Genomic DNA, 24,108 nt, shown 5'->3' with positions numbered 1-24,108 from the left:
CGCGCGGGCATCACGCCACGGCCGCGTTGCCCGTTGAGCATGACTCACGATCGACTCACCATCTGGAGCCCCCATGACAGATGTTCCTGAGAAAAAAGATGCGCACCACGAAGTGACGCATTCGACCGGGTTTGCGTCGCCAACTTCGTCTTCGCAGTCACCTTCGTTTTCGTTCTCAGCCTCGCGTAGGGTATGGGTGCTGGGCGCATGCGCCACTGCTGTCGCGCTCGCGTTTGCCGGCGCCGGCCGCTCGCTCTCGTGGATCGCCCCGGCGTTCGCGGATACGCCCACAGGCGGCGGACTCGATGCCTTCCTTGCGCTCTCGCAGCGTCTCACCGGCCACACCGGCTTCGACGCCGTACTCGGCAAACGTGTCTATGACGCGCTCGCCAAATCCGACAGCCAGTTCTCCCAGAACGTCGCCGCGCTCAACACATGGCTGCAAGGCCATGGCGGCGTGCCGTCCGATACCGTCACGCAGGCATTGCAGGCCGACCAGCCGGCGCTCGCGAAATCTGTGAGCGCGATCATGCGGGCGTGGTATCTCGGTCTCGTGGGTGACATGCCGCATGTAGACGTGGTCGCTTATGAAAAAGCGCTGATGTTCGAGCCGGTCAAGGACGTGCTGACGATTCCATCCTATTGCCGCGACGTGCCGTTCTACTGGACGCAGAAGCCGGTAGCCGCCTGAGCGACGTGCCTCTCGCGCGTGCCCTGTCGCCGTATCGTCTGATTGAGTCGTTCGACGAAACGCCGGCACGCGAAACCAGCGAGCAACGACAAGCCAGCATAAGAGGGCAACAATGGCAAACTCAAATTCCGCCGACATCGTCGTGGTCGGGTCGGGCGTGGCAGGTGGGCTGGTCGCGCATCAGATGGCACTGGCCGGCGCGTCGGTGATTCTGCTTGAAGCCGGGCCGCGCATTCCTCGCTGGCAGATCGTCGAGAACTTCCGCAATTCACCGGCCAAGTCCGACTTCGCGACGCCCTATCCGTCCACACCTTATGCGCCGCATCCCGAGTACGCACCCGCTAACAATTACCTGATCCAGAAGGGCGACTATCCGTACAACTCACAGTATGTGAGGCTGGTCGGCGGCACGACGTGGCACTGGGCCGCCGCCGCGTGGCGGCTGTTGCCGTCGGACTTCCAGTTGCACAAGCTGTATGGCGTGGGACGTGATTGGCCTTATCCGTATGAAACGCTGGAACCCTGGTATTCAGCGGCTGAAGTGCAGTTGGGCGTTTCCGGTCCGGACAACACGATCGATCTCGGTTCGCCGCGCTCCAGGCCGTACCCGATGAGCGCGTTGCCGCTGTCGTACATGGATCAGCGCTTTAGCGACGTGCTCAACGCACAAGGCTTCAAGGTGGTGCCCGAACCGGTGGCGCGCAACAGTCGTCCGTACGATGCGCGGCCCACCTGTTGCGGCAACAACAACTGCATGCCGATCTGCCCGATTGCCGCGATGTACAACGGCGTGGTGCACGCGGAGAAGGCCGAGCAGGCCGGCGCAAAGCTGATTCCCGAGGCGGTCGTGTACCGCGTCGAAGCGGACAACAAAGGGCTCATCACGGCAGTCCATTACAAGGATCCGAACGGCAACAGCACACGCGTGACCGGCAAGCTGTTCGTGCTCGCCGCGAACGGCATCGAAACGCCGAAGCTGATGCTGATGTCGACCACTGACAAATTCCCGCACGGCATCGGCAACAGCTCCGACCAGGTGGGCCGTAACCTGATGGACCATCCGGGCACGGGCGTCACCTTCCTTGCCAACGAACCACTGTGGCCCGGACGTGGGCCGATGGAAATGACCTCGATCGTCAACTTCCGTGACGGCGCGTTCCGCTCCGATTACGCGGCGAAAAAGCTGCATCTGTCGAATGGTGTGCCGACCATGGGCGTGGCCGCCGACCTGCTGAAAAAAGGCCTCACCGGCGCCGAGCTCGACCGGCAGATCCGCGACCGCGCGTCGCGCACGCTGAACATCAACAGCTTTCACGAGCATCTCGCGGAGCCGCAGAACCGTGTGGTGCCCTCGGCGGATCACAAGGATGCGCTCGGCATTCCGCAGCCCGAGATCTACTACTCGATCAACGACTATGTGAAGAAGAGCGCGGTGAACACGCATGAACTGTATGCGCAGATCGCCTCGCTGTTCGGCGGCGCCGAGGTCTCGTTCGACGATACTTTCGCGCCGAACAATCACATCATGGGTACCACGATCATGGGCAGCGATCCGGGGGATTCGGTCGTCGACGCGGACTGCCGCACGCACGATCACTCGAATCTGTTTATCGCCAGCAGCGGTGTGATGCCGACCGCTGCCTCCGTGAATTGCACGCTGACGATCGCGGCCTTGTCGCTGAAACTGGCCGACAAGCTCAAGCGTGAAATCTGAGCCCTGAACGGAGAGTCACAATGACGAAGAACACCTCTCGCGTGCAGCCGACCGATGCGCTGGTCCAGAGCACGCGTCGCCGCCGTTTCCGGGTGGCGACGCTGGCTGCCGTTTTTTCGCTGTTTGCGCTATATGTCGCCTGGCACGAAGCGCATGGGCCTGGCGCGCGCCACAACGACGAGTTGCCGATCACGCAGGCCCGCGCGGATGACGCCTCGCAACCGGCCGTCGCGGTGGCAACGCCGGCGGTGGTTGCCGGCAGCGATCTCGTGAAGCGCGGTGAATACCTCGCTCGTGCCGGCGACTGTGTCGCCTGTCACACAGCGGACAAAGCACGCCCGTTCGCAGGCGGCCTGCCGATCAACACGCCGTTCGGCACGATCGTGACGCCGAACATCACACCTGACCCGGACACTGGCATCGGCCAATGGAGCGACGCCGATTTTCTGCGCGCGATGCATGAAGGCATCGGCAAGAGCGGCGAGCGGCTCTATCCGGCTTTCCCGTACGCGGAATACACCAAAGTCACCGATCAGGACGTGCTGGCGATTCGCGCGTATCTGAACACGCTCACGCCGATCCACTACGCGCCGCCGAGCAATAGCCTGAAATTTCCGTTCAACCAGCGCTGGCTGATGGTGTTCTGGAATCTGTTCAATTTCGATGAAGGCCGTTTCGTCCCCGACCCGAAACAAAGTGCCGAATGGAATCGCGGCGCGTATCTGGTCCAAGGTCTCGCGCATTGCGAGGAGTGTCATACGCCGCGCAATTTCACACAGGGCCTGAAGACGAGTTCACGCTTCTCTGGCGCGGTACAGGCCGGCTGGCACGCGTACAACATCACGCCGGACAAGAACAGCGGCGTGGGCAACTGGAGCGATGACGAACTGGTGGCGTATCTGTCGACCGGCGCGGCGCCGGGCCGCGCCAATGCGGCGGGCCCAATGGCCGAGGTCGTAGCCGACAGCACGCAATATCTGACGCACGAGGACGTCGGGTCGATCGTCACATATCTGCGCTCGGTGCCGCCGATCAACGGCGGCGAATCGCGTCCGCGCGACCAGTGGGGCAAACCGGCCGTCGACGACGTCACCGCTTTGCGCGGCACCACGATCAACGCGGTGAATGGTGCGCAACTGTTTATCGCCAATTGTGCGACGTGCCATAACTGGACGGGTCAGGGCGTGGGTGCAAGCGCGCCTGGGGCGTATCCGTCGCTGATACACAACTCGGCGGTCGGTGCGAGCGACGCCAATAATCTGGCAATGGTGATTTTGCACGGCGTCAGTCGTACGACGAAACAGGCTGACGTGTTGATGCCCGCGTTCGGCACCCAGCTCACCGACGATCAGGTGGCCGCCATCACCAACTATGTGACCAAACAGTTCGGTAATCCGCAGTCCACCGTGACGGTGGATCAGGTCGCCAAGCTGCGCACGCAGCAATAGTGACTGCGCGGACGGCGCGTTTTTCGGCAAATCCTGCCGGAGACGCGCCGTTTTCGCGTCGTTTCTACGCCATTCGAGCGACACGGGACGGCAGGAAAAGATAGGCAGCGCGCATACGCACTTGTGGATGCCGAACTATCATGAGCGAATGGCTTCCGTACTCGTCAACTCTGTCCAGCATCATTCGGCCAATAGGAGCGGCCGCGACTTTGTCGTCGGCGATTTGCATGGCTGTGTCGATGCATTGCGCTATCTGCTGCGCGAGATCGCGTTCGACCCTGCGCGCGACCGGCTCTTCTCGGTCGGCGATCTGGTGGACCGCGGCGAACATTCCGAACAGGCTTTAACCCTGCTCGACAAGCCGTGGTTTCACGCGGTGCTGGGTAATCACGAAGACACCTTGTGCGCCGTCGCCGATGGGCGCTTGCGACGCCAGTGGTGGTACGGAATCGGCGGGATATGGGCGGCGAATTTGTCTGATGAACGCTTGCAACACCACGCCGGACATCTGCGGACGCTGCCGCTCGTGCGTGTGGTCGGCAGCGGCAAGGAGCGCTTTAATATTCTGCATGCCGAATTCTTCGGGACTGACGCCGAACTCGATGCCGGCAATTTTTCTGCTGAAACGCGTCAACAATTGTTGTGGGGACGCGATCTGGCTTTGGGCAATGGCGATCCGCTGCGGCAGCACGGCCTTTCACTGACCTATTGCGGTCATACGCCGATGCGCGAAATCCAGCAGATCGGCTCGCAGATTTTCATCGACACCGGCGCGTTTGGGCCCGGCGGCAAGTTGACGATCGTGGAGCCTCAGGCGTTGCGGCGCTGGTCGATCTCGGTTGAGGCGGCGCGGGAGAGCGGGGCGGCGGCGTTGGCGCTGCCTTGATGGTTTCGACTGCCGGATTCTTTCGGCTGTCGCGATTGCCATGGCTAATTCAGCTCGACAATCGTTATAGACGCTCAGACGCTCAGACGCTCAGACGCTCAGACGCTCAGACGCTCAGACGCTCAGACGCCTGCTCTGCGTTCTATGCTCTCGCGATTTCCTAGCCGACCTGGTTGAGCTCGAACACCATATCGATGCTCTTCCCATTCCAGTTGTATTCCAGATACGCCGCGTGATGGCAGTCGCGTAGCAGCGTGGTTTTGAACGCCGCGAGGCACTCGCCTTCGTCATCCCGCACCGATGGATACACGATGCCGGGCGCACCGGCCTTGTGCACGGCACGGCCGAGCGATTGCCCCGCGACATAGTCGTCGGGCGACAACACGGCGAGATCGAGCGATACGTCGGCGCGGATATCGACCACGTTGCCTTGTGCCACGACCGTGTAGAGCCGCATCTGTTGCCGCATGGGCGGTTCGGCGGTCGCCTCCAGAAATTTCCCCGTGTGATAACGCGTCTCCGCGATCGCAGTGGCACGAGAGCGGGCGCAATAGAACACGCCATACGTGCCGTCGGAGAAGCGGCTGCCGAGCGGATTCAGGTGCGTCAACGCGGCCATGATCGGCCCAAAGCCCTGACCAAAGCGGCGCTCTTCGCGCGGCACGAGATCAAGTTCGCCGACTTCGGTGCGCAGGCGGTCATTGGTCATCGCTTCGAGCGCGTACAGGGCGTCGAAATCTTCCGGCGATGCAACCCGGTCGAACAGATTGACGGCCGGAAAACGCGTCGGAATCACGCGATACGCGGGCGACCAGTCGAGCGGCGCGCTGCGCCAGCGGTGCTGCCAATGCGGTTCTGTCACGCCCAGCCGCCTCGCATCGCGTCGAGATACTGGCGTACCGCCACGAGGTCGCTGATATTGCCGGCCAGCATGCGGTCCAGTGCGCGGCGGCCGCCGAACGGCGGTGCGCTGTTGGGGCGCTTGATCCAGGTGTCGGCGGCGTTGGGTTGTGGCAGCAGGATCTGCAGCGCCTTATAGATGCCGAGCAGCAGCGACAGGCGTTCCAGCGTGTCGCGCCCCAGACGGGCTGTTGCCGGTGCGGATTTCCATTTGAAATAGGTGGAGCGGCCCGGGGAGCCGAGCAACACGATCTGCTCTTCGGCGCTCAAGTTCCAGTCTCGCGCAATGTTGAAGAACGCGCGCAGGCCTGCCGCTGACATCTCCGTAAGCGAGGGTTCCGGAATCGGCCGACGGATCGGCGGTTCGGGCTGGGTGGCGCGGGCAGCGTGAGCCATGAATGGATAAGTCCTTATGTGTACTTGTTGTTGATATTAGTCTAAAAATGGATTTTTGCAAGGGAATATAATCCCGGCTCCTTACAAAGCCGAAGATCAGGAGAAGCAGGAGATGTGGGTTCGAGCAGTAGCAACAGCAGTTGCAGTGTGGTGTGTGTCCGGTGCGGCAATGGCTGCTGGTTATACGGAAGTGTGGAATCCGCCCGAGTCGGCTGGGCATACGGCGAAGCACGCCAGGAAAACGGCGGGTGCCCCCAAGGTCAAGTCCGCCGCTGGCGCAAAGGCGGGTTCGAAGCACGCGGCGAACGGTCAGCATGGTGCGCAGCGGGTCGCGTCGGCGTCGAAGCGTGGCGTCAAGCCGGCAGCGCATGACAGCGTGAAGAAGGTCACGGCTAAAAACGTTGCCCACCGGGGCGTGGTCACGGGTGCGGGCAAGCCTAAGTCGAAGGCTGCCGTGGTGGTGCAGGGTAAAAAGCCGCACGCACAGGTTGCGCAGGCGAAATCGGGTCAAGGCAGGATCATGCGCGCCAACCTGGTTCAAGGCCATGCAGCGCATGCCCACGTGGTCAAGGTAGCGGCGAAAACCAGCGCGGCCAAGCCCGCCGTGGTCCACACGAACGCGCCCGCCGGCGCGGCCAAGCCTGCTGTAGCCCATACGAACGCGCCTGCCAGAGAGGCAAACGTGACGGCGAGTCCCGCGGGCCCAACCGCAAATCCTGCTACCGCCAGCAGCGGCTCGTTGCCGCCGATCCTCCACTGAGATCCGGTTCAGGCGGTGCGTTCGCGTTTTGCCCTGGCGCTCGACGGACCCGGGGCAGCGCGGCCGAGCACGCGTCAATGCGATGAATCGTCGAACGCCTCAGGCGCTTGCCAGCCCGTTCGTTACCAACCGCAACGTTTCCATTGATCGCTTATCCCTCACCCGTGAATGCAAGGTCACGCGTGATTCCGGCAGCGGCGGCAAACCCAGCCGCGCGCCGACATCGACCAACCCTCGCGGTGCGACTCTGCGCCCCAGCGGCGACACCGCCAGGCCGGCTGCAACCGCGGCGCCCACCGCCGCCACTCCTCCGCCGACGAACACTTCCTGCCATGCAACTCCAACTGCATTCAGCGTTTGCAGCGCGACGTCGCGCACATTGCACGGCGGGCTTAGCAGCGCGAGCGCCAACGGCTCGCCGACGCGCGGCAGCCAGTCCGGTGTAGCAAGCCAGCCAAGCGGTTCGCTGAACAGCACCTGTGCGTCGTCACGCGGCGGCTCATCGGCACCATAGCGAACAATCACAGCGTCGAGGCGTCGTTCGTCGAAATGCGCGAGCAGTGCTGCGGACATGCCCAAATGCAATTCGACCACCAGACCCGGATCGTGCGCGTTGAGCCGCGCAAGCAACTGCGGCAAATTCGCTCCCGCGACATGTTCGCTCAGCCCCAGCGTGAGCCGCCGACGCTCCACCGACAGCGAACCCAGCGCCCGCTCATGTGCGCCCAGCAGATCGCGGGCCGCGCCAAGGAACGCGTTGCCGTCCGCGGAAAGGCGCACGACGCGCGGCGTACGCTCCACTAACTGCTTGCCCAGATGCGCCTCCAGTCGCTTGAGCTTCAGACTGACGGCGGATTGCGTGGTGTCGAGCGCGTCGGCGGCTCGCGTGAAGCTGTGCAGATCGGCAACCAGCACGAAGGCACGTACGGCATCGAGATCGAGGACTTTCATTTCGGATGAATATAGATGAAATAGTCAATGATGTCTGTTCATTATGACCGAGTGTGCCTAAGCTGTGTTTACCCAATCACTGCAACCAAGGAGTTTCACCATGCCGCTCACACGAATCGCATTGCGCGCCGGCAAGCCGGCGGAATACCGGAAGGCGCTGACGGACAGCATTCAGCGTTCGCTGGTCGACACGTTCAATGTGCCGAAAGACGATATCTTCATGCTCATCACCGAGCATGAGGCCGGCAATTTTGTTTACGACAGGCAGTATCTGAACATCGAGCGAAGCGACGATTTCGTGGTGATTCAGATCACGGTGAGCAACACGCGTACGCTCGAGCAAAAGAAGGCGCTGTACAAGCGCATGGCGGATGAACTGGCGGAGTCGCCGGGGCTGCGGCGAGAGGATGTGTTCATCAATCTCGTCGAGGTGCTGAAGGAGAACTGGTCGTTTGGAAATGGGATCGCACAGTACGCGGTTTGAGTGACCGACCTATGCGCTGGGCGGCGGGTAAAGACAGTTGCATCGCTATAATGGTTCGCTGTCCTTTTCTGACCCACCGAGCCCCCTGCCGCCATGACATCCGACCGCATCGATCCGTCCCACGAAGCCCTTGAAATTGGCGGCTCCGTCTGGTTTCAGGCGGGCGCGCAAACGCTTGGCGGCGCGTCGCGGATCGCGCTGCTCGCGGCGATCGGCGAGACCGGTTCGATCACCAGCGCGGCGAAAGCCGTCGGCATGAGCTACAAAGGCGCGTGGGATGCTGTCGATACGATGAACAACCTTGCCGGCGAGCCGCTCGTCGTGCGCCTGACCGGCGGCAAAGGCGGGGGCGGCACGACGCTCACACCGCGCGCGGTGAAGCTGATCGATACGTTTCGGGCGGTCGAGCGCGAGCATCGGCGGTTTCTCGAACGCGCGGGCGCAGCGATCGAAGGCTTTGCGACGGATTGGGATCTGATCGGCCGCATCGGCATGAAAACGAGTGCGCGTAATCAGCTTTATGGAACGGTGTCGGCGATCACGCGCGGAACGGTCAACGACGAAGTGTCGCTGGCGCTGCCAGGCGGCCATACGATCGTCGCGGTGCTCACGCATGAAAGTACCGAGACGCTGGGGCTTGCGAAGGGCGAGGCGGCGTTCGCGTTGATCAAGGCGTCGTGGGTGGTGCTGGTCGTGGAGAACGAAAACGGTGCGCCGTTGAAACTGTCCGCACGCAATCAGTTGCGTGGCATCGTGCAGAGCGTGAAGCGCGGGGCGGTCAACGCGGAGGTGTCGTTGGTGCTGGACGGCGGCGCGGTGATTACCGCGGTCGTCACGAATGAAAGCGTCGATACGCTCGGCCTTGTGGAAGGCGGGACCGCAGTCGCGGTATTCAAGGCGTCGAGCGTGATTCTCGGTGTGAAGGACTAAATGCACTGACGTTCCCCGGGCTCGGACGGCGTGGGGGCCGCCAGGGTTTTGAGGCTCCAGGGCACAGAGCACTTGGGGATTTGCAGACCCTCAGGCTCTGACGGTGCGCGCTTGAGTCAAGACTCGCTGCGCACGTAACCCGCAAACGCCTGATTCTCGCGCACACAACCATCGCTGACCTGCACGACCTGATCGCCGAACGCGGCGACATCGTCGGGATCGTGCGTGATCAACACCATCGGAATATCAAGCCGCGTTTGCAGATCCGACAGCTCGCGTCGCATGCGCTGACGCAGTGCGCTATCGAGCGCGGAAAATGGTTCGTCGAGCAACAGCAACTGGGGTTGCGCAACCAGCGCTCGCGCCAGCGCCACGCGCTGTTTCTGTCCACCCGAAAGCTGCACCGGATGATTCCCCGCCACGCTTTTCAATTCGAGCGCATCGAGCCAGTAGTCGACTTGCGGGTGCGAGATCCGCGCGCGCGGATTGAGCCAACCCTGTTGCAACCCGAAGCCGATGTTCTGCCGTACGTTCAGATGGGGAAACAGCGCGTAGTCCTGAAACAGATACGCAATCTTGCGAGCCTGCGGTTTCTGATCGATGCCGCGCGCGCTGTCGAATAGCGCGTTGCCGTGCAACGTGATCGCGCCTTCGTCGGGACGCAGCAAGCCGGCGATGGCCTGTAGCGTCAAACTCTTTCCCGCGCCGGACGGCCCGAACAGCACGAGACGCTGCGTGGTCGCCTTGAATGAGACGTCGAGCGTGAAACGGCGCTCGGCGCTCTCGAAAGTCTTGCGAATGTCGACGGCGAGCGGCATATCAGCGGGACGTCAAAAGCGTGTGCTGCGGCACCAGACGGCCAGCGAGCAACAGGATCACGACACACGTCACCGAAGTGACGAGCACGAGGAAATTGGCGGTGCTGTCGTCGCCGGCTTGCACGGCTGAATAGACCGCAACCGAAAGCGTCTGCGTGCGTCCCGGCAAGTTGCCCGCGATCATCAGCGTCGCACCGAATTCGCCGAGCGCCCGCGCAAATGCCAACAGACCGCCGGCGAGAATGCCGCGCGCGGCGAGCGGCAGCGTCACGCGAAAGAAGATAGCCGTCTCGCTCACACCGAGCGTGCGAGCGGCCCGCTCGAGCTGCGGATCGACGGCTTCGAAAGCGGCGCGCGCCGACTTCAGCACGAGCGGAAACGCCACCACTGTCGACGCGATCACCGCGCCCTGCCAGGTGAACACCAGCTGGATATCGAAGCGGTCGAGCCAGCCGCCGATCACGCCGCGTCGGCCGAGCAGCACGAGCAGGTAGTAGCCGAGCACGGTGGGCGGCATCACGAGTGGCAACATGAGCAGCGAATCGATCACGTCGCGCGCGCCTGAGCGCCAGCGCGACAAACCGAAACCGGCCGCGACGCCGAACACCAGATTGAGCGCGGTGGCCCAGCCCGCCACTTTCAGCGACAACAAGAGCGGAATCCAGGCCTGTTGCATGAGCGTGCGATACCTAAGTTAATGCACGGGCTTGAAACCGTACTTCGCGAGCACGGCCTGGCCGGCCGGCGAGAGCACGAAGTTCATGAAGGCCTGCGCGTCGGCCGCGTGACGGCTGCCTTCGACTTGCGCGATCGGATAGGTGATCGGCGTTTGCGTCGGCACGTTCATCGCGACCTTGACCTTGTCCGGCATGACCGCGGCGTCGGTGCTGAACACGAAGCCGGCGTCGACTTCGCCCCGCGACACGTAGTCCAGGCTCTGGCGTACGTTTGACGCCAGCACGGCCTTTGCGCTGACCGCGTCCCACACGCCTGCGGCTTGCAGCGCGCCTTGCGCATAGCGGCCGATCGGCACCGAAGCCGGATCACCGTAAGCCACGCGCTTCACATTCGCCGACGCCAGATCGTTCAGCGAGGCAGGCGCGAAATGGCTGTCAGTCGGTACGATCAGCACCAGCGAATTGGCGGCGAAGTCCTTGCGCGTGGCCGGAACGATTACTTTTTCCGCGGCGGCCTTGTCCATCGCTTTCTGATCTGCGGAGGCGAATACGTCGGCTGGCGCGCCTTTGGCGATTTGCTGCATCAACACGTCGGATGCGCCGAAGTTCAGTAGCACTTTGGTGCCGGGATGCTGCTGTTCGAAGGCCTCGCTAACCGCTTTGAAGGCGTTGGTCAGGCTGGCGGCGGCGGAGACCACCAGTTCGTCTGCGCGTGCGTTGCCGCTGACGGCAACGGAGATGGCGCTGGCGATGAACAGCGCATGTTTCACAAGGCGGCGGGACAGAGTCATGAAGGCTTGGATGTCCGGCATGGGCCGGAGCGGCGGGTTAAAACGCTATCGTAATATATGAAAGGTTATAGCGGTACCCATGACGATTATTCAGTTGCGCGCATAAAGCGGAGCGTGAGTCGGCGGACCGGGTTTCGGCTGGACGGGCAATCAGTTGAATGTGCTTCAGACGTCCGACGAAGGCGGTGCGGTCAGCGTGTTGAGCGTCTGCGACAGCGGCGCCGTGGCGGGACGTACGTCACGCACGGCCTTCCACTTGGCGCGGATGAACGGCCGGTCGTGACCGGACACGGTCAGCGCGATATGCGTGACCCAGCGTTGCGTCGGCACGTGTACGCCGTGCATCAGAATCGCGAGCACCATCAGACTTGCGGTGACGGGCAACGCCGACAACCGGCCCGGCTCAAGATTCCACGCCATGCGCACGAAGACCAGCGCAGCCAGCGCGCCGACCAGGCAGCCGGTGACGGCCTCAGAGGGCGAGTGAGCGCTCAGCACGACACGCGATAAGCCGACGGCGATGCCGGCGGCCAGGCCCAGTAAGACGCCAAGCAGACGAATCGCAGGACGTGCCGGCAGCAGCATCAGGAACAGCGCGACCGGATAGACGGCGGTAGACAGCATGGCGTGACCGCTGACGCCGGTGAAATCCAGTTCGCGCACACCGACGCCCCAGCCGAGGAAGGCCAGCTTGGTCACGGTCACAATGCCGATGGCCGCGCCAAGCAGCAGCAACCAGCCGGCAGCCATGCGCCACGTGTAGCCGATCGCGAGCCAAAGCGCGATGGCGATCGCAAGCGGCAGCGTCATGCCGGCGCCGCCGAGGCTGGTGATCGAGTACCACAGATGGACAGGTAAATCGGGCATGGCAAAAGCGCGACCAAGGCCGCGTAGAATCGGGTTGGTAATGGGTTAACGCGCGAACGGCATGAAACGCCGACGCGGTCAGGGCGTGTACTGAAATTATTTACCCGCCAGTATAGACGGGTGCTACGGGCCGGATTCGCCACGCGCCAGGCTTTTTGCGAACAGGCGTGGGCTGGCGAACAAGCTTTGCAATGGTTTGACGTTGGTGCTGCTACAAGGTTCGCCCGGCGGAAAATTCGGCGCCCGGCAGTGGTTCGGGCCTCCAGCATCGCATGAGGATTGGTGTTATTGTGCATTGCACAACAAAGCGTCGTTCTATCGAACGACACCTGTCCCTTTTTGCGAGGTTACCCGCCGATGGCAAAAAGTCTATCGAACATCTGGCTGCGCGGTCTCAAGCGGCTGCTCGCCATTCAAACCGAGCAAGCGCACACAAGCAAGCGCGCCACCACACGGCCGGCACGAGCTGCTACCAGCAAGCCTTCGGCCAAGGTCCGTCCTGTCAAAGCGGCAGCCGCGCTGCGCGCATCCGCGAAACGCGAGGCGCCGCGCGCTGCCCCACGGGAGTCGCGGGTTCGCCCACGTGCTTCGGCATGGGCAAGTGGCTCGTGGACGCGCTCGTTTCACTCGGCACCTGCCTCGCCCGGGCGGCTCGTCAACCACCTTCAGTATGGTTTGTATATCCCGTCCGGCCATGTAGGCGAGTCGATGCCGCTGGTAGTGATGCTGCACGGTTGCACCCAGTCGATTGATGAATTCGCCGAAGGCACGCGGATGAACGTGCTCGCGGACCGGTTCGGCTTTGCCGTGGTTTATCCGGAACAGTCGAAGCACGTGCATTCGCATCGCTGTTGGCATTGGTACGACGCCAGCGACAGTGCGGGCGGTGCTGAGGCGCGTGCGGTCGTCTCGCTGGTGGATTCGCTGGTTGCCCAGCATGGCTTCGACAGCGAGCGTGTGTATGTTGCTGGAATTTCCGCCGGAGCCGGCCTGACGGCGCTTCTGGCTGTCAATTATCCGGAGCATTTTGCCGCGGTCGCGTTGCATTCCGGCCCCGCTTTCGGGGAGGCTCGCTCTGGCATTGCGGCGATGGATGTAATGCGACGCGGCGCGCGACGCGAACCGGCCGAGCTGGTTGACGAACTCGTTAACGTAGCGGAATACCCCGGTATGCCGGCCATCATTCTCCACGGCGACGCCGACCATGTGGTCGCGCCGGTCAATGCGGACCAGTTGGCGGAACAATTTCTCCGCCTGAACCGGATCGCCGACGAGAAAGGCGTGCGCAAATCCGGTGAAGTCAAGGAAGAGCGCAAAGGTGGCGTGGTCATGCGCGACTATCTGCGCGGCGGTCGACGCGTGGTACGGCTATGCCGTGTGCAAGGGCTCGCGCACGCCTGGAGCGGTGGCGACGACGCCGTGCCGTTTCATTCCGCCAAAGGACCAGACGCAAGCGCCATGGTGTGGGAATTCTTCAGGCACCAGCGCCGTGTTGGGGCCGGCAGTACCGCTGAAAGCACTGTCACAGAAGCCTCGGCGGGCGCACGGTGATGTTGGAGCAACACTTCGAAATGAGTGTTGGCGTAAGACTAGGGTTTTCCCTATAATACGGGTTATCCCTTAGGCGTTAGTGCCTAAACTCATTGTCGAGGTTGACCATGTATCTGCTTAGCCGCCTGTTCCTGTTTCTGACCAAATCGCCCGACCAACTCGCGAAAGAACGCGCTGACGCTTTCCTCGCAGAAGCAACCGATCTGTACGATCTGGAATTCCGTATGCGCAAGCTGGATCGCGAGGCGACCACCCGCCAGCCGTCGTGGATGAGCCAGCACTAAGCTGCGCGAGTTTGAAGCATCGGCGCGTAGTGAAGAACGCCGGTGTTTGGGGCGAGGCGCCCACGGCCCCACATGTTGCTGGAAGCGCTTGGACAGCCGGATTCAATTGCCACAGCGCGGGATTCAACACCGCGGCGAACTCCACCCAGGCAACATAGGGCACCCGTAGTCCGCTTGCCCAGCGGTCTCGTCGCCAGTATGCAAATGTCATCGCGACAATGCAGCGACGCCGGCCATCACATCTATCAGTTAGTCTCCTTCAGACGTTCTTGATCGAATCGGTGTGAGCGCACGCTTACTTGCCGAAACGCGCCAGTGTGCGCTGCCGTGCTTCAGCATGGTCGATGATCGGCACCGGATAATCCTTGCCCAATACCACGCCGAATTCCGCGAGCTGTGCCGTGCCCGCGAGCCACGGCGCGTGAATCCATTTGGCCGGTAGTTTTGCAAGCTGGGGCAGGTAGCGCTTGATAAACCGTCCTTCGGCATCGAATTTTTCGGATTGCGTGATCGGGTTGAAAATCCTGAAATACGGTTGCGCGTCACATCCCGTCGATGCCGCCCATTGCCAGCCGCCGTTGTTCGCCGAGAAATCGAAGTCGTTCAATTGTTCGGCGAAGTAGCGCTCGCCGAGCCGCCAGTCGACGCCCAAATCCTTCACCAGAAAACTCGCCGTCACCATCCGCAAGCGGTTGTGCATATAGCCGGTGCGGTTCAGTTGCAGCATCGCGGCGTCGACCAGCGGATAGCCGGTGCGGCCGTCGCACCACGCGGCATACGCCTCGTCCGCTTCCGGGCCTTGCTCCCAGCGCAGCCGGTCGTACTCTTCCTTGAACGACGCGCCGGCCGCCAGCCTCGGATGGTGCGAGAGGATCATGAAGTAAAAATCCCGCCAGATCAGTTCCGAAAGCCACGTGGCCGAACCTTGCCCGTCGGGCTGCAGTGAGATCTCGTGCGCGAGCCGCGCGAGCGTGCGGATCGAGACAGTACCGAAGCGCAGATGCATCGACAGATAGCTCGGGCCTTTGACGGCGGGAAAGTCGCGCCGGTCCTTGTAGCTATCGATGCGGGTCATGAAGTCGTCGAGCAGACGTTGCGCGCCGCTCATGCCGGTGGGCAAGTTGAGCTCCGTCAGATTGCTCGGTGCGAAGCCGAGCTGATCGAGCCTCGGTAACTGGCGGTCCAGCTTGGGCGGCAGTACGGCCAGATGCGTGGCGTAAGTCTCGACCGGATACGGCTTCAGATCGAAGGCCGTCAGTTGCTTGAGCCACGCGTTCTTGTATGGCGTGAACACCGTGAACGGTTTGCTCTGTCCGGTCAGCACCTCTTCGCATTCGAAAATCACCTGGTCTTTAAACGTCCGCCACTGACGTCCGGCTTCGGCAAGAAGCTCACGCACTGTCTCGTCACGCTCAATCGCGATCGGTTCGTAATCTTGATTCGTGAAAACCGCATCCACGCCGAGTTCGTTGGCGAGCTTGGGCACAAGATCGGCTGGATTGCCGTACAGGACGATCAGGCCGCCACCATCCGCGCGGAGCGCCTGATCCAGTTCACCAAGTGTTGCAAGAATGAATTCGATGCGGCGGTCCTGCGGTTGCGCATCCGGATGACGGGTTTGCCAGACCTCGATCAGTGGTTGCAGGATCGTCGTGTCGAATACGAACACGCACCAGACGCGCTCGCAATGCTTGAGCGCGTAGTAGAGCGCGGCGTTGTCCGTGCTGCGCAGATCGCGGCGAAACCAGACCAGACCGGTGTCGAAGGTGTCATTCAGGCGTCGGACGCGTGTCATCGGAATCGCGGGTCAGGGTGAACGGCTGTGCGGCGGAGCATCGACCGTCGCAATGATGAGCTGCCAGGCGACGATATTACTGAACCGAGCGCGTGTTCGAAGGGCTGGTGATGGTAAGTGATCGCACGATTCGGTATCGCACATTGCGTGCCGCGTCCGTAAAACGGCGCAGCGCCCGCCCTGTTTGCAGGGTGCGGGCGCTGTTCAGGGCGGCGCGGTTTTGCCGCGCGGCGTCGACGATTCATCAGCTAGCCGGTGAGGCCGCAGCTTACGCCACTTGCAGGCGCACCGCGACGTTGTTGCGCGTAGCGTTCGAGTACGGGCAGACCTGATGCGCTGCGTCGACCAGTTCCTTGGCTGCATCTGCGGCCAGACCCGGCAACGAAACGCGCAGATCGATGTCGAGCGCGAAACCGCCGTTGTCGTTCGGGCCGATTCCCACTTCTGCCGTGACTTGCGTGTCAGCCGGCAAAGTCTGCTTCTTCTGGCCGGCAACGAACTTCATCGCGCTCAGGAAACATGCCGAGTAGCCGGCTGCGAAAAGTTGTTCCGGGTTCGTGCCCGCTGCGCCGTTGCCGCCCAGTTCACGTGGGGCCGCCAGCTTCACGTCCAACGCATTGTCTGACGATACTGCACGGCCGTCGCGGCCGCCGGTGCTGGTTGCGCTTGCTTTGTAGAGGATGTTCATTTCGCTGCTCCTTCGTTTCGGTTATCAGGATCTGCATGCTTGCCGCACCTTACTTGCCCGCCGTTCTGGCGGAGCGCTATCGAAGCGGCATGTGATAAAGATAGTACACAAATCATTTGTGTGCAAATGATTTTTTGCATCACAGCGATAGCATGCTTTTTGAAACAGGCCGGCTAGTGGTCCATGTAATCGTTCAACGTGGTGCGCAAGCGTGTCAAATCGTCGCGCAGACGGAGCAGGAATTCCGGCGTCTGCTGAGTCGCGCAGAAGATTTCCGCCGGCACTTCGCGTGCCTGACGCTTCAGTGCGGTGCCCGCTTTGGTGAGCCGGATATAGACGAGCCGCTCATCCTCAACGCCGCGTATCCGTTCCAGGTAGCCTTGCGCTTCGAGACGTTTGAGCAGCGGTGTGACCGTTGCCGAGTCGAGATTCAGTCGTGCGGCGAGGTCTTTGACCGTGATGTCGTCGGCTTCCCAGAGCACCAGCATTGCAAGATATTGCGGATAGGTGAGCTCGAGCTTGTCGAGCAGCGGCTTGTACGCTTTCGTCATCGCGAGCGAGGTCGAATAGAGCGCGAAGCAGAGCTGCTCGTCGAGAGTAAAGGGCAAAGCGGGGCGCTGGGTCATGATGCATCTCGTCTAAAAAAGAGCGTGCAAATCGATTGCGCGCAAACCATTGTGCCCCAAATCGAGGGAAGCTGACGAGTGCGGATAGGGGTTTTTCAGGCCGCCGGCGTGGTCGGCAGGTCCGGTGCTTCGGGTGTTTGCACGCCGAAGCAGCCGCGATAGGTCGCGTAGAATGAGCAATACAGCATGGTCGTGACGATCATCGTGGCGGGCATCAGGATCGCGAACGCGAAGTCGCCCGCGCCCAGCGCCTGCATCAGCGCGGACAAACCGAACGAGACCGTGGTCGCCACCGCGAACCACAAGGCGCCGAACACGATGAACGCGCCGCGATTGCGCCAGCAACTGACGATACTGAAGAATATCGCCTTAACGGGCGGCACGTCGTGCCACGCGATGAGAATCGGCGAGAACCAGAAAATCATTGCTACCGGAATGTAGAACGCGAATGCGGCGATCACCGCGAGCGGGATGTTGCTGTTGGCGATCGCGTCCTGATCCATCGTGGCGGCGCCGAGCATGACCTTCAGCAGCATGCCGCCATCGGCGAGCGCCGAGCCGGCCAGCACCAGCGCCATGGCGACGACATACAGCACGCCCAGTACCAGCAGACGTTTGGCGACCACGGGGCCGTACGAGTGAAAGCCGTCTACCAGAATGGTCGGGAACACCGGCTTGCCCGCGATGGTGTTACGGCACGCGGCCATGAAGCCGACCGCGACACCCGGAATGAAGGCCAGCGGCAACACGCCGCCGATTACCGGAATCTGCGACATCAGCGTCATGACCAGCAGATAGGTGAAGAACAGCGTCAGAAACGCGAGCGGGTTCTTGCGGAACAGCCAGATACCCTGCCGGAACCAGACATAGCCGGTCTTCGCGGGGACTTCGATCAGTTGCATGAGGTATGAATGCCTGGAAGTGCAACGCCGGACAGGCGTTCGCGCAGAATACGTTCGAAATGGCCGGGATCGTGCGGTTTGAGTAACTCGGCCGCGCGCGGCAAATGAAAATCATACAGGCGTGAGACCCAGAAGCGGTAAGCGCCCGCACGCAACATGTCGCCCCAATGGCGGTTTTCTTCGACGGTGAACGGGCGCACGGTCTGGTAGGCGCGCAACATGGCCTCGGTGCGTACTTCGTCCAGCTTGCCGGTGGCGAGGTCGACGCACCAGTCGTTGACCGTTACCGCGACGTCGAACAGCCACTTGTCGCAGCCGGCGAAATAGAAGTCGAAGAAGCCGCCCAGGCGCACCTCGTGGCCGGTGTCCGGCGTGGCGTGCGCGAACAGCGCGTTGTCGCGGAACAGGTCGGCGTGGCAGGGGCCCTCGGGTAATTCGGCGTAATCCGCCGACGCGAAGAAAGCTTCCTGATGCGCCAATTCGGACGACAGCAAGTCACGCTGCGCGCCCTCGAGGAACGGCAGGATGGTCGGTACAGTTTCCTTCCACCACGGCAGGCTGCGCAGATTGGGCTGATGGCGCGCGTAATCGCGCCCCGCCAGATGCATGCGCGCGAGCATATGCCCGACCTCAATGCAGTGTTCGACTTGCGGCACTAACTCCGGCGCGCCCTCGAGCTTGGTCACGATAGCGGCGGGCTTGCCGTGCAGCGTGCCGAACAGCGAGCCGTCTTCGCGCGGCATGGGGTCCGGCACGGGTACGCGGTGCGCGGCCAGATGCTGCATCAGATCGAGATAGAACGGCAGTTGCCCGGCCGTCAGCTTTTCGAAAATCGTGAGGACGTATTCGCCGCGCGTCGTCGTCAGAAAGAAGTTGCTGTTCTCAATACCGGACGGGATGCCACGAAACTCGACGACGTCGCCGAGATCGTAATGACGCATCCATTCTGCTAGTTGGGGTTCGGTGACAGCGGTGAAGACAGCCATGCGGGAAACGTCGGATCAGGTTAGTCGGGCTGGCGCGATGCGACCAGTGCGAGGTGTGGCAAATGCGTTTCAGACAGTGCGATCAAGGTCAATCTGGGCAGCGATCCTGGCCACCGGTTCTGGCCATCAGTCCGGCCATCGGTCAGGGCCGCGAAGCGCTGCGGCAATTCAACGCGGTATCGCCGTGCTGCAGGCGGGGCAGAAAAATTGGCAAGCAGGCTGAAAGCCCGGGGTGACAACCACGGGCCGAGCGGATTCGGGGGAGCGGCTCACGCCGTGCCGCCGCCCCGGCATGCATCAATAAGTCAGATTCACGGACGGCAAACGCGTGCTTGCACGGCCGTTGTCGCGCACGGTAGGCGACGTGTCGAGCGGCGCGCTCATCTGATAGCGCGTGCCGAGATTCGAATGCACGTTGATTTCAACGGGCTTGCCTTTGTCGCGATATTCAGTGATTTCGGTGCCGTTAGCGCTGCGCTCGTGGAAGCTCGGCGTGCGCGGGACGTTGATTTCGACCTTCGAGCTGACCTCGGCGGCCGGACGATTGATCTTCTCCAGGTCGGGTAGGCCGGCCCGTTCATTGGCGGATTGGGGGGCGCCGGCGGCCGGAGTGTCATCGACAGGCTGGGCAGCCATCGCGGCGTTGCCAAAGGCGAAGGCCAGTGCAACGGCGACAGGAAGGAGCGGCTTCATGGTGATTCTCCAATATGGTGCCCCGATTCTAGCAAATCCAGCCTTGCCTACGGGCGCGATCGCCTTATTTTGCGCCGCTTTCGCGCGACGTGCGCGCAATCTTGCGACCGCTGTTGCGGCAGTTGTGGTAGGCGCCGCGAGGTCATTTGGTGATCACGGGTTCCGTGGTAATGTCATCTCATGAATAGGGGTGAATGAAGATGAACAACGATACCAATCAACGCGCGGTGCAGACTCCCGCCAACAGCTTCCCAACCGAATCCTTTGACGACGCCACCGAGGCCGTCACGCGTCTGTCGGCGATCTACGAAGCGAATACCTCGTTCCTGCGCGACGCCTTCGCACGCTACCGCCGCAACGAACTGTTCGAAAGCCGGGTGCGCGCCTGCTACCCGTTCGTCAGAGTGCGCACCGAAGTCAACACGCATATCGACTCGCGCCGCTCGTATGGTTTCGTCGCGGGTCCGGGCGTGTTCGAGACCACGGTCACGCGGCCGGATCTGTTCGGCAACTACTATCGTGAGCAGTTGCGTCTGCTGGCCAAAAACCATCACGTGCAGATCGAAGTTGGCGTGTCCGATCAGCCGATACCGATTCACTTTGCGTTCGCTGAAGGTATCCACCTCGAAGGCGATCTGGATCGCGAGCGCCTGTTCCTGATGCGCGACGTGTTCGATACGCCAGACCTCGCGTTGCTCGACGACCGCATCGTCAACGGCACCTATGAACCGCTGCCGGGAGAGCCGCATCCGCTTGCGCTGTTCACGGCGGCGCGGGTGGATTTTTCGCTGCATCGGCTGAAGCACTACACCGCGACTTCGCCCACGCATTGCCAGAACTACGTGCTGTACACGAACTATCAGTTCTATATCGACGAGTTCGTCAAACTCGGCCGCACGATGATGGCCCATACCGACGACGAAGAACTGCGCGCCTATCGCAGCGAGTACACGTCGTTCGTCGAACCGGGTGACCTGATCACGTACAACGAGAATCTCGGCGAGCAGGCGCAGGAAGGCACGGCGCCGCCGCGTTTGCCGCAGATGCCCGCGTATCACCTGAAGCGTGCCGACGGCAGCGGCATCACGATGGTCAACATTGGTGTCGGGCCGTCGAACGCGAAGACGATCACCGATCACATTGCCGTGCTGCGTCCGCATGCGTGGATCATGCTGGGCCACTGCGCGGGACTGCGTAACACGCAGCGTTTGGGAGACTACGTGCTGGCGCACGGCTATGTGCGCGAAGATCACGTACTCGACGACGATTTGCCGCTGTGGGTGCCGATTCCTGCACTGGCCGAAGTGCAGGTGGCGTTGGAACGCGCGGTCGCGCAGGTCACGCAGCTGGATGGGGTCGAATTGAAGCGCGTGATGCGCACGGGCACGGTGGCGAGTGTGGATAACCGCAACTGGGAGTTGCGCGATCATCGTGAGCCGGTACAGCGGCTTTCACAAAGCCGCGCGGTCGCACTCGATATGGAAAGTGCGACGATCGCTGCGAACGGATTCCGTTTCCGCGTGCCTTACGGCACCTTACTTTGCGTGTCGGACAAGCCTTTGCATGGCGAATTGAAGCTGCCCGGCATGGCGGATCAGTTCTATCGCGCGCAGGTCGATCAGCATCTGCAGATCGGCGTGAAGGCAATGGAGCTGTTGCGGATGAACGGGCTGCATCGTCTGCATAGCCGTAAGTTGCGGAGTTTCGCGGAAGTGGCGTTTCAGTGAGCGGTATGCGTTGGTATTCGCGGAATACGACTGTGAACAGTTCTGCCATATGGAGGACGGCGCTAGGGCGATCGCATGAAGCTCACACTTTGATCAGGCTGTGATGCGACATTGATCGTTGGCGCGGGCCTTGAGCCGGCGTATTTTCATTTCTGCGCTTATGTTTGCATCGCACTTGAGCAAATCCAAGGCGATACGGCACAGGATTGCGAAGTCCTGCGCCGTATTCTCGATTCTCACGCAGCACTGGTTTTCGCCAAAGATCGTGTCGAGTACCCAGTGCATGCTGTTTTCGGCGCGCTGAAAGAAATCCCATTGGAGAATCGAACAACTCCGGCATCGCTGTGATCCTGTTGCTTTTGTTTGCCGTGCGCACTTGTCCCAGTGCCACGCCCCACCGACTGCCGTAGGCCGACACCAGCTGGAGCGCACGCTGGTCGCCGCCCACCATCTTGCCGTCGAGGCTTATCGCCTGAATGGTCAACGCCGGGAATGGGCGCGAATTCCAGCTTCGCTTCGGCGCATGTCTGGATCGCTACCCAACTATCGGCGCTCGACAGAATCCCACGCAGCGCCATCAGCAGCATCTCCGTCAGATCATGAGTCGGCGTGAGGCTGCGCGGATCGCGCAAATCTCCAGACGCCTCTTCGATACTGAACGCGCCATCTTGCGTCATTTTTTCTCGGCCAAAGAAGTCTGAGTACACACGCCTTCAACAGAGCTTACAAGGTGCTTCTCACCATCTGTAACGTCTCATTCAATCGTCCTGGCTATCCACCGCGATAACCGTCATTTTCGGAATTGTCTGATGTCAATCACATCGTCGGTGGAGATACATTTTAAATTTAGTGAAAGCTACATTCAAAAACGGCGACATCCACCAAACTAAATAAAACACGATGACTACCAGACGATTATTTTTGCGAACAAGTGCATTGTCTCTTATTGGCATCACATATCAAATCGCAAAGGCGGTCCCACCATCCCCCCAAATTACAGCCACGTTGCTGCGCGGATATGCGCTAACAAACGGCGCGACCGCATTGAGGCGCGACGACGGGTCATGGGTATTCTGGGTGCGCATCATAAATTTTGACAACCCGAATGGCGATATTGCAGCGAGTCTCCAGGTGGTGACAGATAAAGGGTTCTCTCAGATTATTGATGTCCTGCCTGTCATTCTCACAAAGACAAAATCATTCATCGCCCAGCCGGTGTACGTGCCCAAAGTAGGTAATACACAGCTCTATTATCGCTATGTTGTCGGATCGAGTCCGTCTGTCGCGCCGTCCGTCAGTTCCTCAGTAAATTCAATTGCCCCGTGGAACACAGAGTCAAAGGCTGAATAAAATGGCAAAAGCAGAAATGGCGTTTCAGTTCATCGAAAACGGTTCGAACTCGATGACTACTTTTCAGACATTTATGTCCGCAGAAAATAGTCCGAATGACTCGCTGTCGGTTATGCAGAACGGCACCAACGTCGTTGCGACCATAACAAATATCACTCCGATGCTGAAGCCGATACGTATTCAGGCAAACCTAATGAATGCGACGTCTGCATTAATAAAGGTTGTGACGGATTGGAAAAACCCGGACAAAAAGGTCCAAACAGGCGATGTGCTGACCATTATCAGTGCCGCTGGAACAATCGCATTTACTGTGCTTGTTTTGGCTGAAATCGGACCTGGCGCCGCAGCAGTAATCAGCGGACTCGTCCTCGCCGCAGACTTGCAATCCTCCTTTCAGCCATATGTAAACTCTGCCAAAATATGGTTGGGCAATTATATGTCAAACTTGCTGCAAATCTCGCAACCTGTGTCGGTTGCTAGTGCATCGCTGTATTGGTCAAGTCTCCAAACTGGGAGTGGATACATCCTTGCGTCATATGACGAAATATTGACGCAAAAGGGGTTGTTCGTTTGTCTGAGCGATAAGGGTGTTTCAGGTAAAGGCTTGATGCCTATGGCGACCCCCGTTCCAGGTAGTTTCACGCCAGTCAACGAGGATCAATACAAAGAGAACTACTGCCGATATCTAAGTGTTGAGCAGGGTTGGAGCGATATTGTTAGTGGAATGGATTATTGCAAGAACGTAAAATTCTGACAGCTATGAAAGCAATGCCGCGTTGTATTCGGGTTTCACTTATTGGATTCTTTCTCGCCTTCCTGTGCGAGGCTGTGGTGGAAATCGGCTTACTTCAATCTGGCTCCCTGCCTTGGGAGGGGTGTCTGGCTGTGTTCGCAAGTCTCGTGGCGAATCCCCTGGCGCTTGTGTATGGAATAAAGAGACGGAGATGGGCTTACGATCTGCTTAAGTGGATCGGGGCCTTTGGTCTTGCGTGGGCTATATTTGGCCACCCATATTTGCAAGCATTGGGATTGTGGGCTATCGCGCTAATTACCCTTAGTGTGTGGCTCCGACTCGGCGCGCTGTTCATATTGCGGCGCAAGGCGGTGAAAGATTGGATCGAAACGACTGCCACCGGCGACGGTTTGCAGTGGCTTTAATGAATGCCGAATAAGCGGCCTTTCTCTTCTGCCAT

Annotated in this window: 27 protein-coding genes and 1 pseudogene; 13 read left to right on the top strand and 15 right to left on the bottom strand. The window is 60.9% G+C overall.

The genetic code is table 11. The features are described from left to right. Positions 1-73: 73 nt before the first annotated feature. From PQR40_RS23775 to PQR40_RS23760, 4 genes are all read left to right on the top strand, one after another. Positions 74-691 carry a sugar dehydrogenase complex small subunit gene (locus PQR40_RS23775; protein ID WP_408509971.1) on the top strand — a complete coding sequence of 206 codons (618 nt, stop codon included), beginning with the start codon at positions 74-76 and terminating at the stop codon, positions 689-691. Between the two features lie 112 nt (positions 692-803). After that, the gene (locus PQR40_RS23770) at positions 804-2,405 is read left to right on the top strand and encodes a GMC family oxidoreductase (RefSeq protein WP_408509970.1); all 1,602 of its coding nucleotides are present in this window, start codon (positions 804-806) and stop codon (positions 2,403-2,405) included. Positions 2,406-2,425: 20 nt separating this feature from the next. After that, positions 2,426-3,853, top strand: a complete 1,428-nt coding sequence (locus PQR40_RS23765) for a c-type cytochrome (RefSeq protein ID WP_408340137.1) — start codon at positions 2,426-2,428, stop codon at positions 3,851-3,853. 148 nt (positions 3,854-4,001) lie between these two features. Then, positions 4,002-4,739 (top strand): metallophosphoesterase, encoded by a 738-nt coding sequence (locus PQR40_RS23760; RefSeq protein WP_408231042.1) that lies wholly within the window; start codon positions 4,002-4,004, stop codon positions 4,737-4,739. Positions 4,740-4,899: 160 nt separating this feature from the next. Here PQR40_RS23760 and PQR40_RS23755 read toward each other — a convergent pair whose 3' ends face one another. Then, complete coding sequence (locus tag PQR40_RS23755) at positions 4,900-5,601, bottom strand: RES family NAD+ phosphorylase (RefSeq protein ID WP_408339971.1); 702 nt, start codon at positions 5,599-5,601, stop codon at positions 4,900-4,902. Next, positions 5,598-6,035 carry an MbcA/ParS/Xre antitoxin family protein gene (locus PQR40_RS23750; protein WP_408509969.1) on the bottom strand — a complete coding sequence of 146 codons (438 nt, stop codon included), beginning with the start codon at positions 6,033-6,035 and terminating at the stop codon, positions 5,598-5,600. Before PQR40_RS23750 ends, PQR40_RS23755 begins: the two co-directional genes overlap by 4 nt. A gap of 112 nt (positions 6,036-6,147) precedes the next feature. On the opposite strand from PQR40_RS23750, the gene PQR40_RS23745 reads away from it, so the two are divergent. After that, entirely contained in the window at positions 6,148-6,795 is a 648-nt protein-coding gene (locus PQR40_RS23745; protein ID WP_408339970.1) for a hypothetical protein, read from the top strand. A 99-nt stretch (positions 6,796-6,894) separates the two neighbouring features. On the opposite strand, the gene PQR40_RS23740 is transcribed toward PQR40_RS23745, so the two are convergent. Next, complete coding sequence (locus PQR40_RS23740; RefSeq protein ID WP_408509968.1) at positions 6,895-7,746, bottom strand: LysR family transcriptional regulator; 852 nt, start codon at positions 7,744-7,746, stop codon at positions 6,895-6,897. A gap of 100 nt (positions 7,747-7,846) precedes the next feature. On the opposite strand from PQR40_RS23740, the gene PQR40_RS23735 reads away from it, so the two are divergent. Further along, positions 7,847-8,230: a tautomerase family protein gene (locus PQR40_RS23735; protein ID WP_408231027.1), complete on the top strand. Its 384-nt coding sequence runs from the start codon at positions 7,847-7,849 to the stop codon at positions 8,228-8,230. A gap of 93 nt (positions 8,231-8,323) precedes the next feature. Beyond that, the gene (gene modE / locus PQR40_RS23730; RefSeq protein ID WP_408231024.1) at positions 8,324-9,160 is read left to right on the top strand and encodes a molybdenum-dependent transcriptional regulator ModE; all 837 of its coding nucleotides are present in this window, start codon (positions 8,324-8,326) and stop codon (positions 9,158-9,160) included. A gap of 116 nt (positions 9,161-9,276) precedes the next feature. Here the strand turns inward: modE and PQR40_RS23725 are convergent, their stop codons facing one another. From PQR40_RS23725 to PQR40_RS23710, 4 genes are all read right to left on the bottom strand, one after another. Then, entirely contained in the window at positions 9,277-9,978 is a 702-nt protein-coding gene (locus PQR40_RS23725) for a sulfate/molybdate ABC transporter ATP-binding protein (RefSeq protein ID WP_408339968.1), read from the bottom strand. 1 nt (position 9,979) lies between these two features. Continuing rightward, positions 9,980-10,654 (bottom strand): molybdate ABC transporter permease subunit, encoded by a 675-nt coding sequence (gene modB, locus PQR40_RS23720; protein ID WP_408231018.1) that lies wholly within the window; start codon positions 10,652-10,654, stop codon positions 9,980-9,982. An 18-nt stretch (positions 10,655-10,672) separates the two neighbouring features. Next, on the bottom strand, positions 10,673-11,446 hold the full coding sequence (modA, locus tag PQR40_RS23715; RefSeq protein WP_408509967.1) for a molybdate ABC transporter substrate-binding protein: 774 nt from the start codon (positions 11,444-11,446) through the stop codon (positions 10,673-10,675). 165 nt (positions 11,447-11,611) lie between these two features. Beyond that, positions 11,612-12,313, bottom strand: coding sequence for a phosphatase PAP2 family protein (locus tag PQR40_RS23710; protein ID WP_408509966.1), 702 nt, complete (start codon positions 12,311-12,313; stop codon positions 11,612-11,614). A 357-nt stretch (positions 12,314-12,670) separates the two neighbouring features. Between PQR40_RS23710 and PQR40_RS23705 the strand changes: the two genes are divergently transcribed. Further along, entirely contained in the window at positions 12,671-13,864 is a 1,194-nt protein-coding gene (locus PQR40_RS23705; protein ID WP_408231009.1) for an extracellular catalytic domain type 1 short-chain-length polyhydroxyalkanoate depolymerase, read from the top strand. Between the two features lie 107 nt (positions 13,865-13,971). Continuing rightward, entirely contained in the window at positions 13,972-14,148 is a 177-nt protein-coding gene (locus tag PQR40_RS23700; RefSeq protein ID WP_120306126.1) for a DUF3563 family protein, read from the top strand. A 121-nt stretch (positions 14,149-14,269) separates the two neighbouring features. On the opposite strand, the pseudogene PQR40_RS23695 reads toward PQR40_RS23700, so the two are convergent. The 7 genes and pseudogenes from PQR40_RS23695 to PQR40_RS23665 all read right to left on the bottom strand — a co-directional run. Beyond that, positions 14,270-14,359, bottom strand: a pseudogene (locus tag PQR40_RS23695) (tryptophan-rich sensory protein); the annotation flags it as partial. An 84-nt stretch (positions 14,360-14,443) separates the two neighbouring features. Continuing rightward, entirely contained in the window at positions 14,444-15,943 is a 1,500-nt protein-coding gene (locus tag PQR40_RS23690; protein ID WP_408509965.1) for a cryptochrome/photolyase family protein, read from the bottom strand. A 268-nt stretch (positions 15,944-16,211) separates the two neighbouring features. Further along, entirely contained in the window at positions 16,212-16,631 is a 420-nt protein-coding gene (locus tag PQR40_RS23685) for an organic hydroperoxide resistance protein (protein WP_201077894.1), read from the bottom strand. Positions 16,632-16,804: 173 nt separating this feature from the next. Next, complete coding sequence (locus PQR40_RS23680) at positions 16,805-17,257, bottom strand: MarR family winged helix-turn-helix transcriptional regulator (protein ID WP_408339964.1); 453 nt, start codon at positions 17,255-17,257, stop codon at positions 16,805-16,807. A 95-nt stretch (positions 17,258-17,352) separates the two neighbouring features. Beyond that, positions 17,353-18,159, bottom strand: coding sequence for a BPSS1780 family membrane protein (locus tag PQR40_RS23675; protein WP_408509964.1), 807 nt, complete (start codon positions 18,157-18,159; stop codon positions 17,353-17,355). After that, the gene (locus PQR40_RS23670) at positions 18,150-19,145 is read right to left on the bottom strand and encodes a homoserine kinase (RefSeq protein ID WP_408509963.1); all 996 of its coding nucleotides are present in this window, start codon (positions 19,143-19,145) and stop codon (positions 18,150-18,152) included. The genes PQR40_RS23675 and PQR40_RS23670 overlap by 10 nt, the downstream gene beginning before the upstream one ends. Positions 19,146-19,442: 297 nt before the next feature. Next, on the bottom strand, positions 19,443-19,838 hold the full coding sequence (locus PQR40_RS23665) for a hypothetical protein (RefSeq protein ID WP_408230994.1): 396 nt from the start codon (positions 19,836-19,838) through the stop codon (positions 19,443-19,445). Between the two features lie 200 nt (positions 19,839-20,038). Here PQR40_RS23665 and PQR40_RS23660 point away from each other — a divergent pair, with 200 nt between their 5' ends. After that, the gene (locus tag PQR40_RS23660; protein WP_408230991.1) at positions 20,039-21,565 is read left to right on the top strand and encodes an AMP nucleosidase; all 1,527 of its coding nucleotides are present in this window, start codon (positions 20,039-20,041) and stop codon (positions 21,563-21,565) included. Positions 21,566-21,647: 82 nt separating this feature from the next. Here the strand turns inward: PQR40_RS23660 and PQR40_RS23655 are convergent, their stop codons facing one another. After that, positions 21,648-22,049, bottom strand: a complete 402-nt coding sequence (locus tag PQR40_RS23655) for a hypothetical protein (RefSeq protein WP_408509962.1) — start codon at positions 22,047-22,049, stop codon at positions 21,648-21,650. 416 nt (positions 22,050-22,465) lie between these two features. On the opposite strand from PQR40_RS23655, the gene PQR40_RS23650 reads away from it, so the two are divergent. From PQR40_RS23650 to PQR40_RS23640, 3 genes are read left to right on the top strand one after another with little or no spacing between them, the layout of a single operon-like run. Continuing rightward, the gene (locus tag PQR40_RS23650) at positions 22,466-22,915 is read left to right on the top strand and encodes a hypothetical protein (RefSeq protein ID WP_408509961.1); all 450 of its coding nucleotides are present in this window, start codon (positions 22,466-22,468) and stop codon (positions 22,913-22,915) included. Position 22,916: 1 nt separating this feature from the next. After that, a complete protein-coding gene (locus PQR40_RS23645; RefSeq protein ID WP_408509960.1) occupies positions 22,917-23,669 on the top strand; it encodes a hypothetical protein in 753 nt (250 codons plus the stop codon). Beyond that, the gene (locus PQR40_RS23640) at positions 23,648-24,073 is read left to right on the top strand and encodes a hypothetical protein (protein ID WP_408509959.1); all 426 of its coding nucleotides are present in this window, start codon (positions 23,648-23,650) and stop codon (positions 24,071-24,073) included. The genes PQR40_RS23645 and PQR40_RS23640 overlap by 22 nt, the downstream gene beginning before the upstream one ends. Positions 24,074-24,108: the final 35 nt, after the last annotated feature.

Source organism: Paraburkholderia sediminicola, from assembly GCF_046026855.1.
Taxonomy (GTDB): Bacteria; Pseudomonadota; Gammaproteobacteria; order Burkholderiales; family Burkholderiaceae; genus Paraburkholderia; species Paraburkholderia sediminicola_A.
The sequence above is the reverse complement of the archived record's forward strand: the minus strand, read 5'-3'. Positions and strand labels throughout refer to the sequence as shown.

Coding starts and splice junctions, on each gene's coding strand:
- PQR40_RS23775 (WP_408509971.1), top strand. CDS start 74: ATGACAGATGTTCCTGAGAAAAAAGATGCGCACCACGAAGTGACGCAT.
- PQR40_RS23770 (WP_408509970.1), top strand. CDS start 804: ATGGCAAACTCAAATTCCGCCGACATCGTCGTGGTCGGGTCGGGCGTG.
- PQR40_RS23765 (WP_408340137.1), top strand. CDS start 2,426: ATGACGAAGAACACCTCTCGCGTGCAGCCGACCGATGCGCTGGTCCAG.
- PQR40_RS23760 (WP_408231042.1), top strand. CDS start 4,002: ATGGCTTCCGTACTCGTCAACTCTGTCCAGCATCATTCGGCCAATAGG.
- PQR40_RS23750 (WP_408509969.1), bottom strand. CDS start 6,035: ATGGCTCACGCTGCCCGCGCCACCCAGCCCGAACCGCCGATCCGTCGG.
- PQR40_RS23745 (WP_408339970.1), top strand. CDS start 6,148: ATGTGGGTTCGAGCAGTAGCAACAGCAGTTGCAGTGTGGTGTGTGTCC.
- PQR40_RS23740 (WP_408509968.1), bottom strand. CDS start 7,746: ATGAAAGTCCTCGATCTCGATGCCGTACGTGCCTTCGTGCTGGTTGCC.
- PQR40_RS23735 (WP_408231027.1), top strand. CDS start 7,847: ATGCCGCTCACACGAATCGCATTGCGCGCCGGCAAGCCGGCGGAATAC.
- modE (WP_408231024.1), top strand. CDS start 8,324: ATGACATCCGACCGCATCGATCCGTCCCACGAAGCCCTTGAAATTGGC.
- PQR40_RS23725 (WP_408339968.1), bottom strand. CDS start 9,978: ATGCCGCTCGCCGTCGACATTCGCAAGACTTTCGAGAGCGCCGAGCGC.
- modB (WP_408231018.1), bottom strand. CDS start 10,654: ATGCAACAGGCCTGGATTCCGCTCTTGTTGTCGCTGAAAGTGGCGGGC.
- modA (WP_408509967.1), bottom strand. CDS start 11,446: ATGACTCTGTCCCGCCGCCTTGTGAAACATGCGCTGTTCATCGCCAGC.
- PQR40_RS23710 (WP_408509966.1), bottom strand. CDS start 12,313: ATGCCCGATTTACCTGTCCATCTGTGGTACTCGATCACCAGCCTCGGC.
- PQR40_RS23705 (WP_408231009.1), top strand. CDS start 12,671: ATGGCAAAAAGTCTATCGAACATCTGGCTGCGCGGTCTCAAGCGGCTG.
- PQR40_RS23700 (WP_120306126.1), top strand. CDS start 13,972: ATGTATCTGCTTAGCCGCCTGTTCCTGTTTCTGACCAAATCGCCCGAC.
- PQR40_RS23690 (WP_408509965.1), bottom strand. CDS start 15,943: ATGACACGCGTCCGACGCCTGAATGACACCTTCGACACCGGTCTGGTC.
- PQR40_RS23685 (WP_201077894.1), bottom strand. CDS start 16,631: ATGAACATCCTCTACAAAGCAAGCGCAACCAGCACCGGCGGCCGCGAC.
- PQR40_RS23680 (WP_408339964.1), bottom strand. CDS start 17,257: ATGACCCAGCGCCCCGCTTTGCCCTTTACTCTCGACGAGCAGCTCTGC.
- PQR40_RS23675 (WP_408509964.1), bottom strand. CDS start 18,159: ATGCAACTGATCGAAGTCCCCGCGAAGACCGGCTATGTCTGGTTCCGG.
- PQR40_RS23670 (WP_408509963.1), bottom strand. CDS start 19,145: ATGGCTGTCTTCACCGCTGTCACCGAACCCCAACTAGCAGAATGGATG.
- PQR40_RS23665 (WP_408230994.1), bottom strand. CDS start 19,838: ATGAAGCCGCTCCTTCCTGTCGCCGTTGCACTGGCCTTCGCCTTTGGC.
- PQR40_RS23660 (WP_408230991.1), top strand. CDS start 20,039: ATGAACAACGATACCAATCAACGCGCGGTGCAGACTCCCGCCAACAGC.
- PQR40_RS23650 (WP_408509961.1), top strand. CDS start 22,466: ATGACTACCAGACGATTATTTTTGCGAACAAGTGCATTGTCTCTTATT.
- PQR40_RS23645 (WP_408509960.1), top strand. CDS start 22,917: ATGGCAAAAGCAGAAATGGCGTTTCAGTTCATCGAAAACGGTTCGAAC.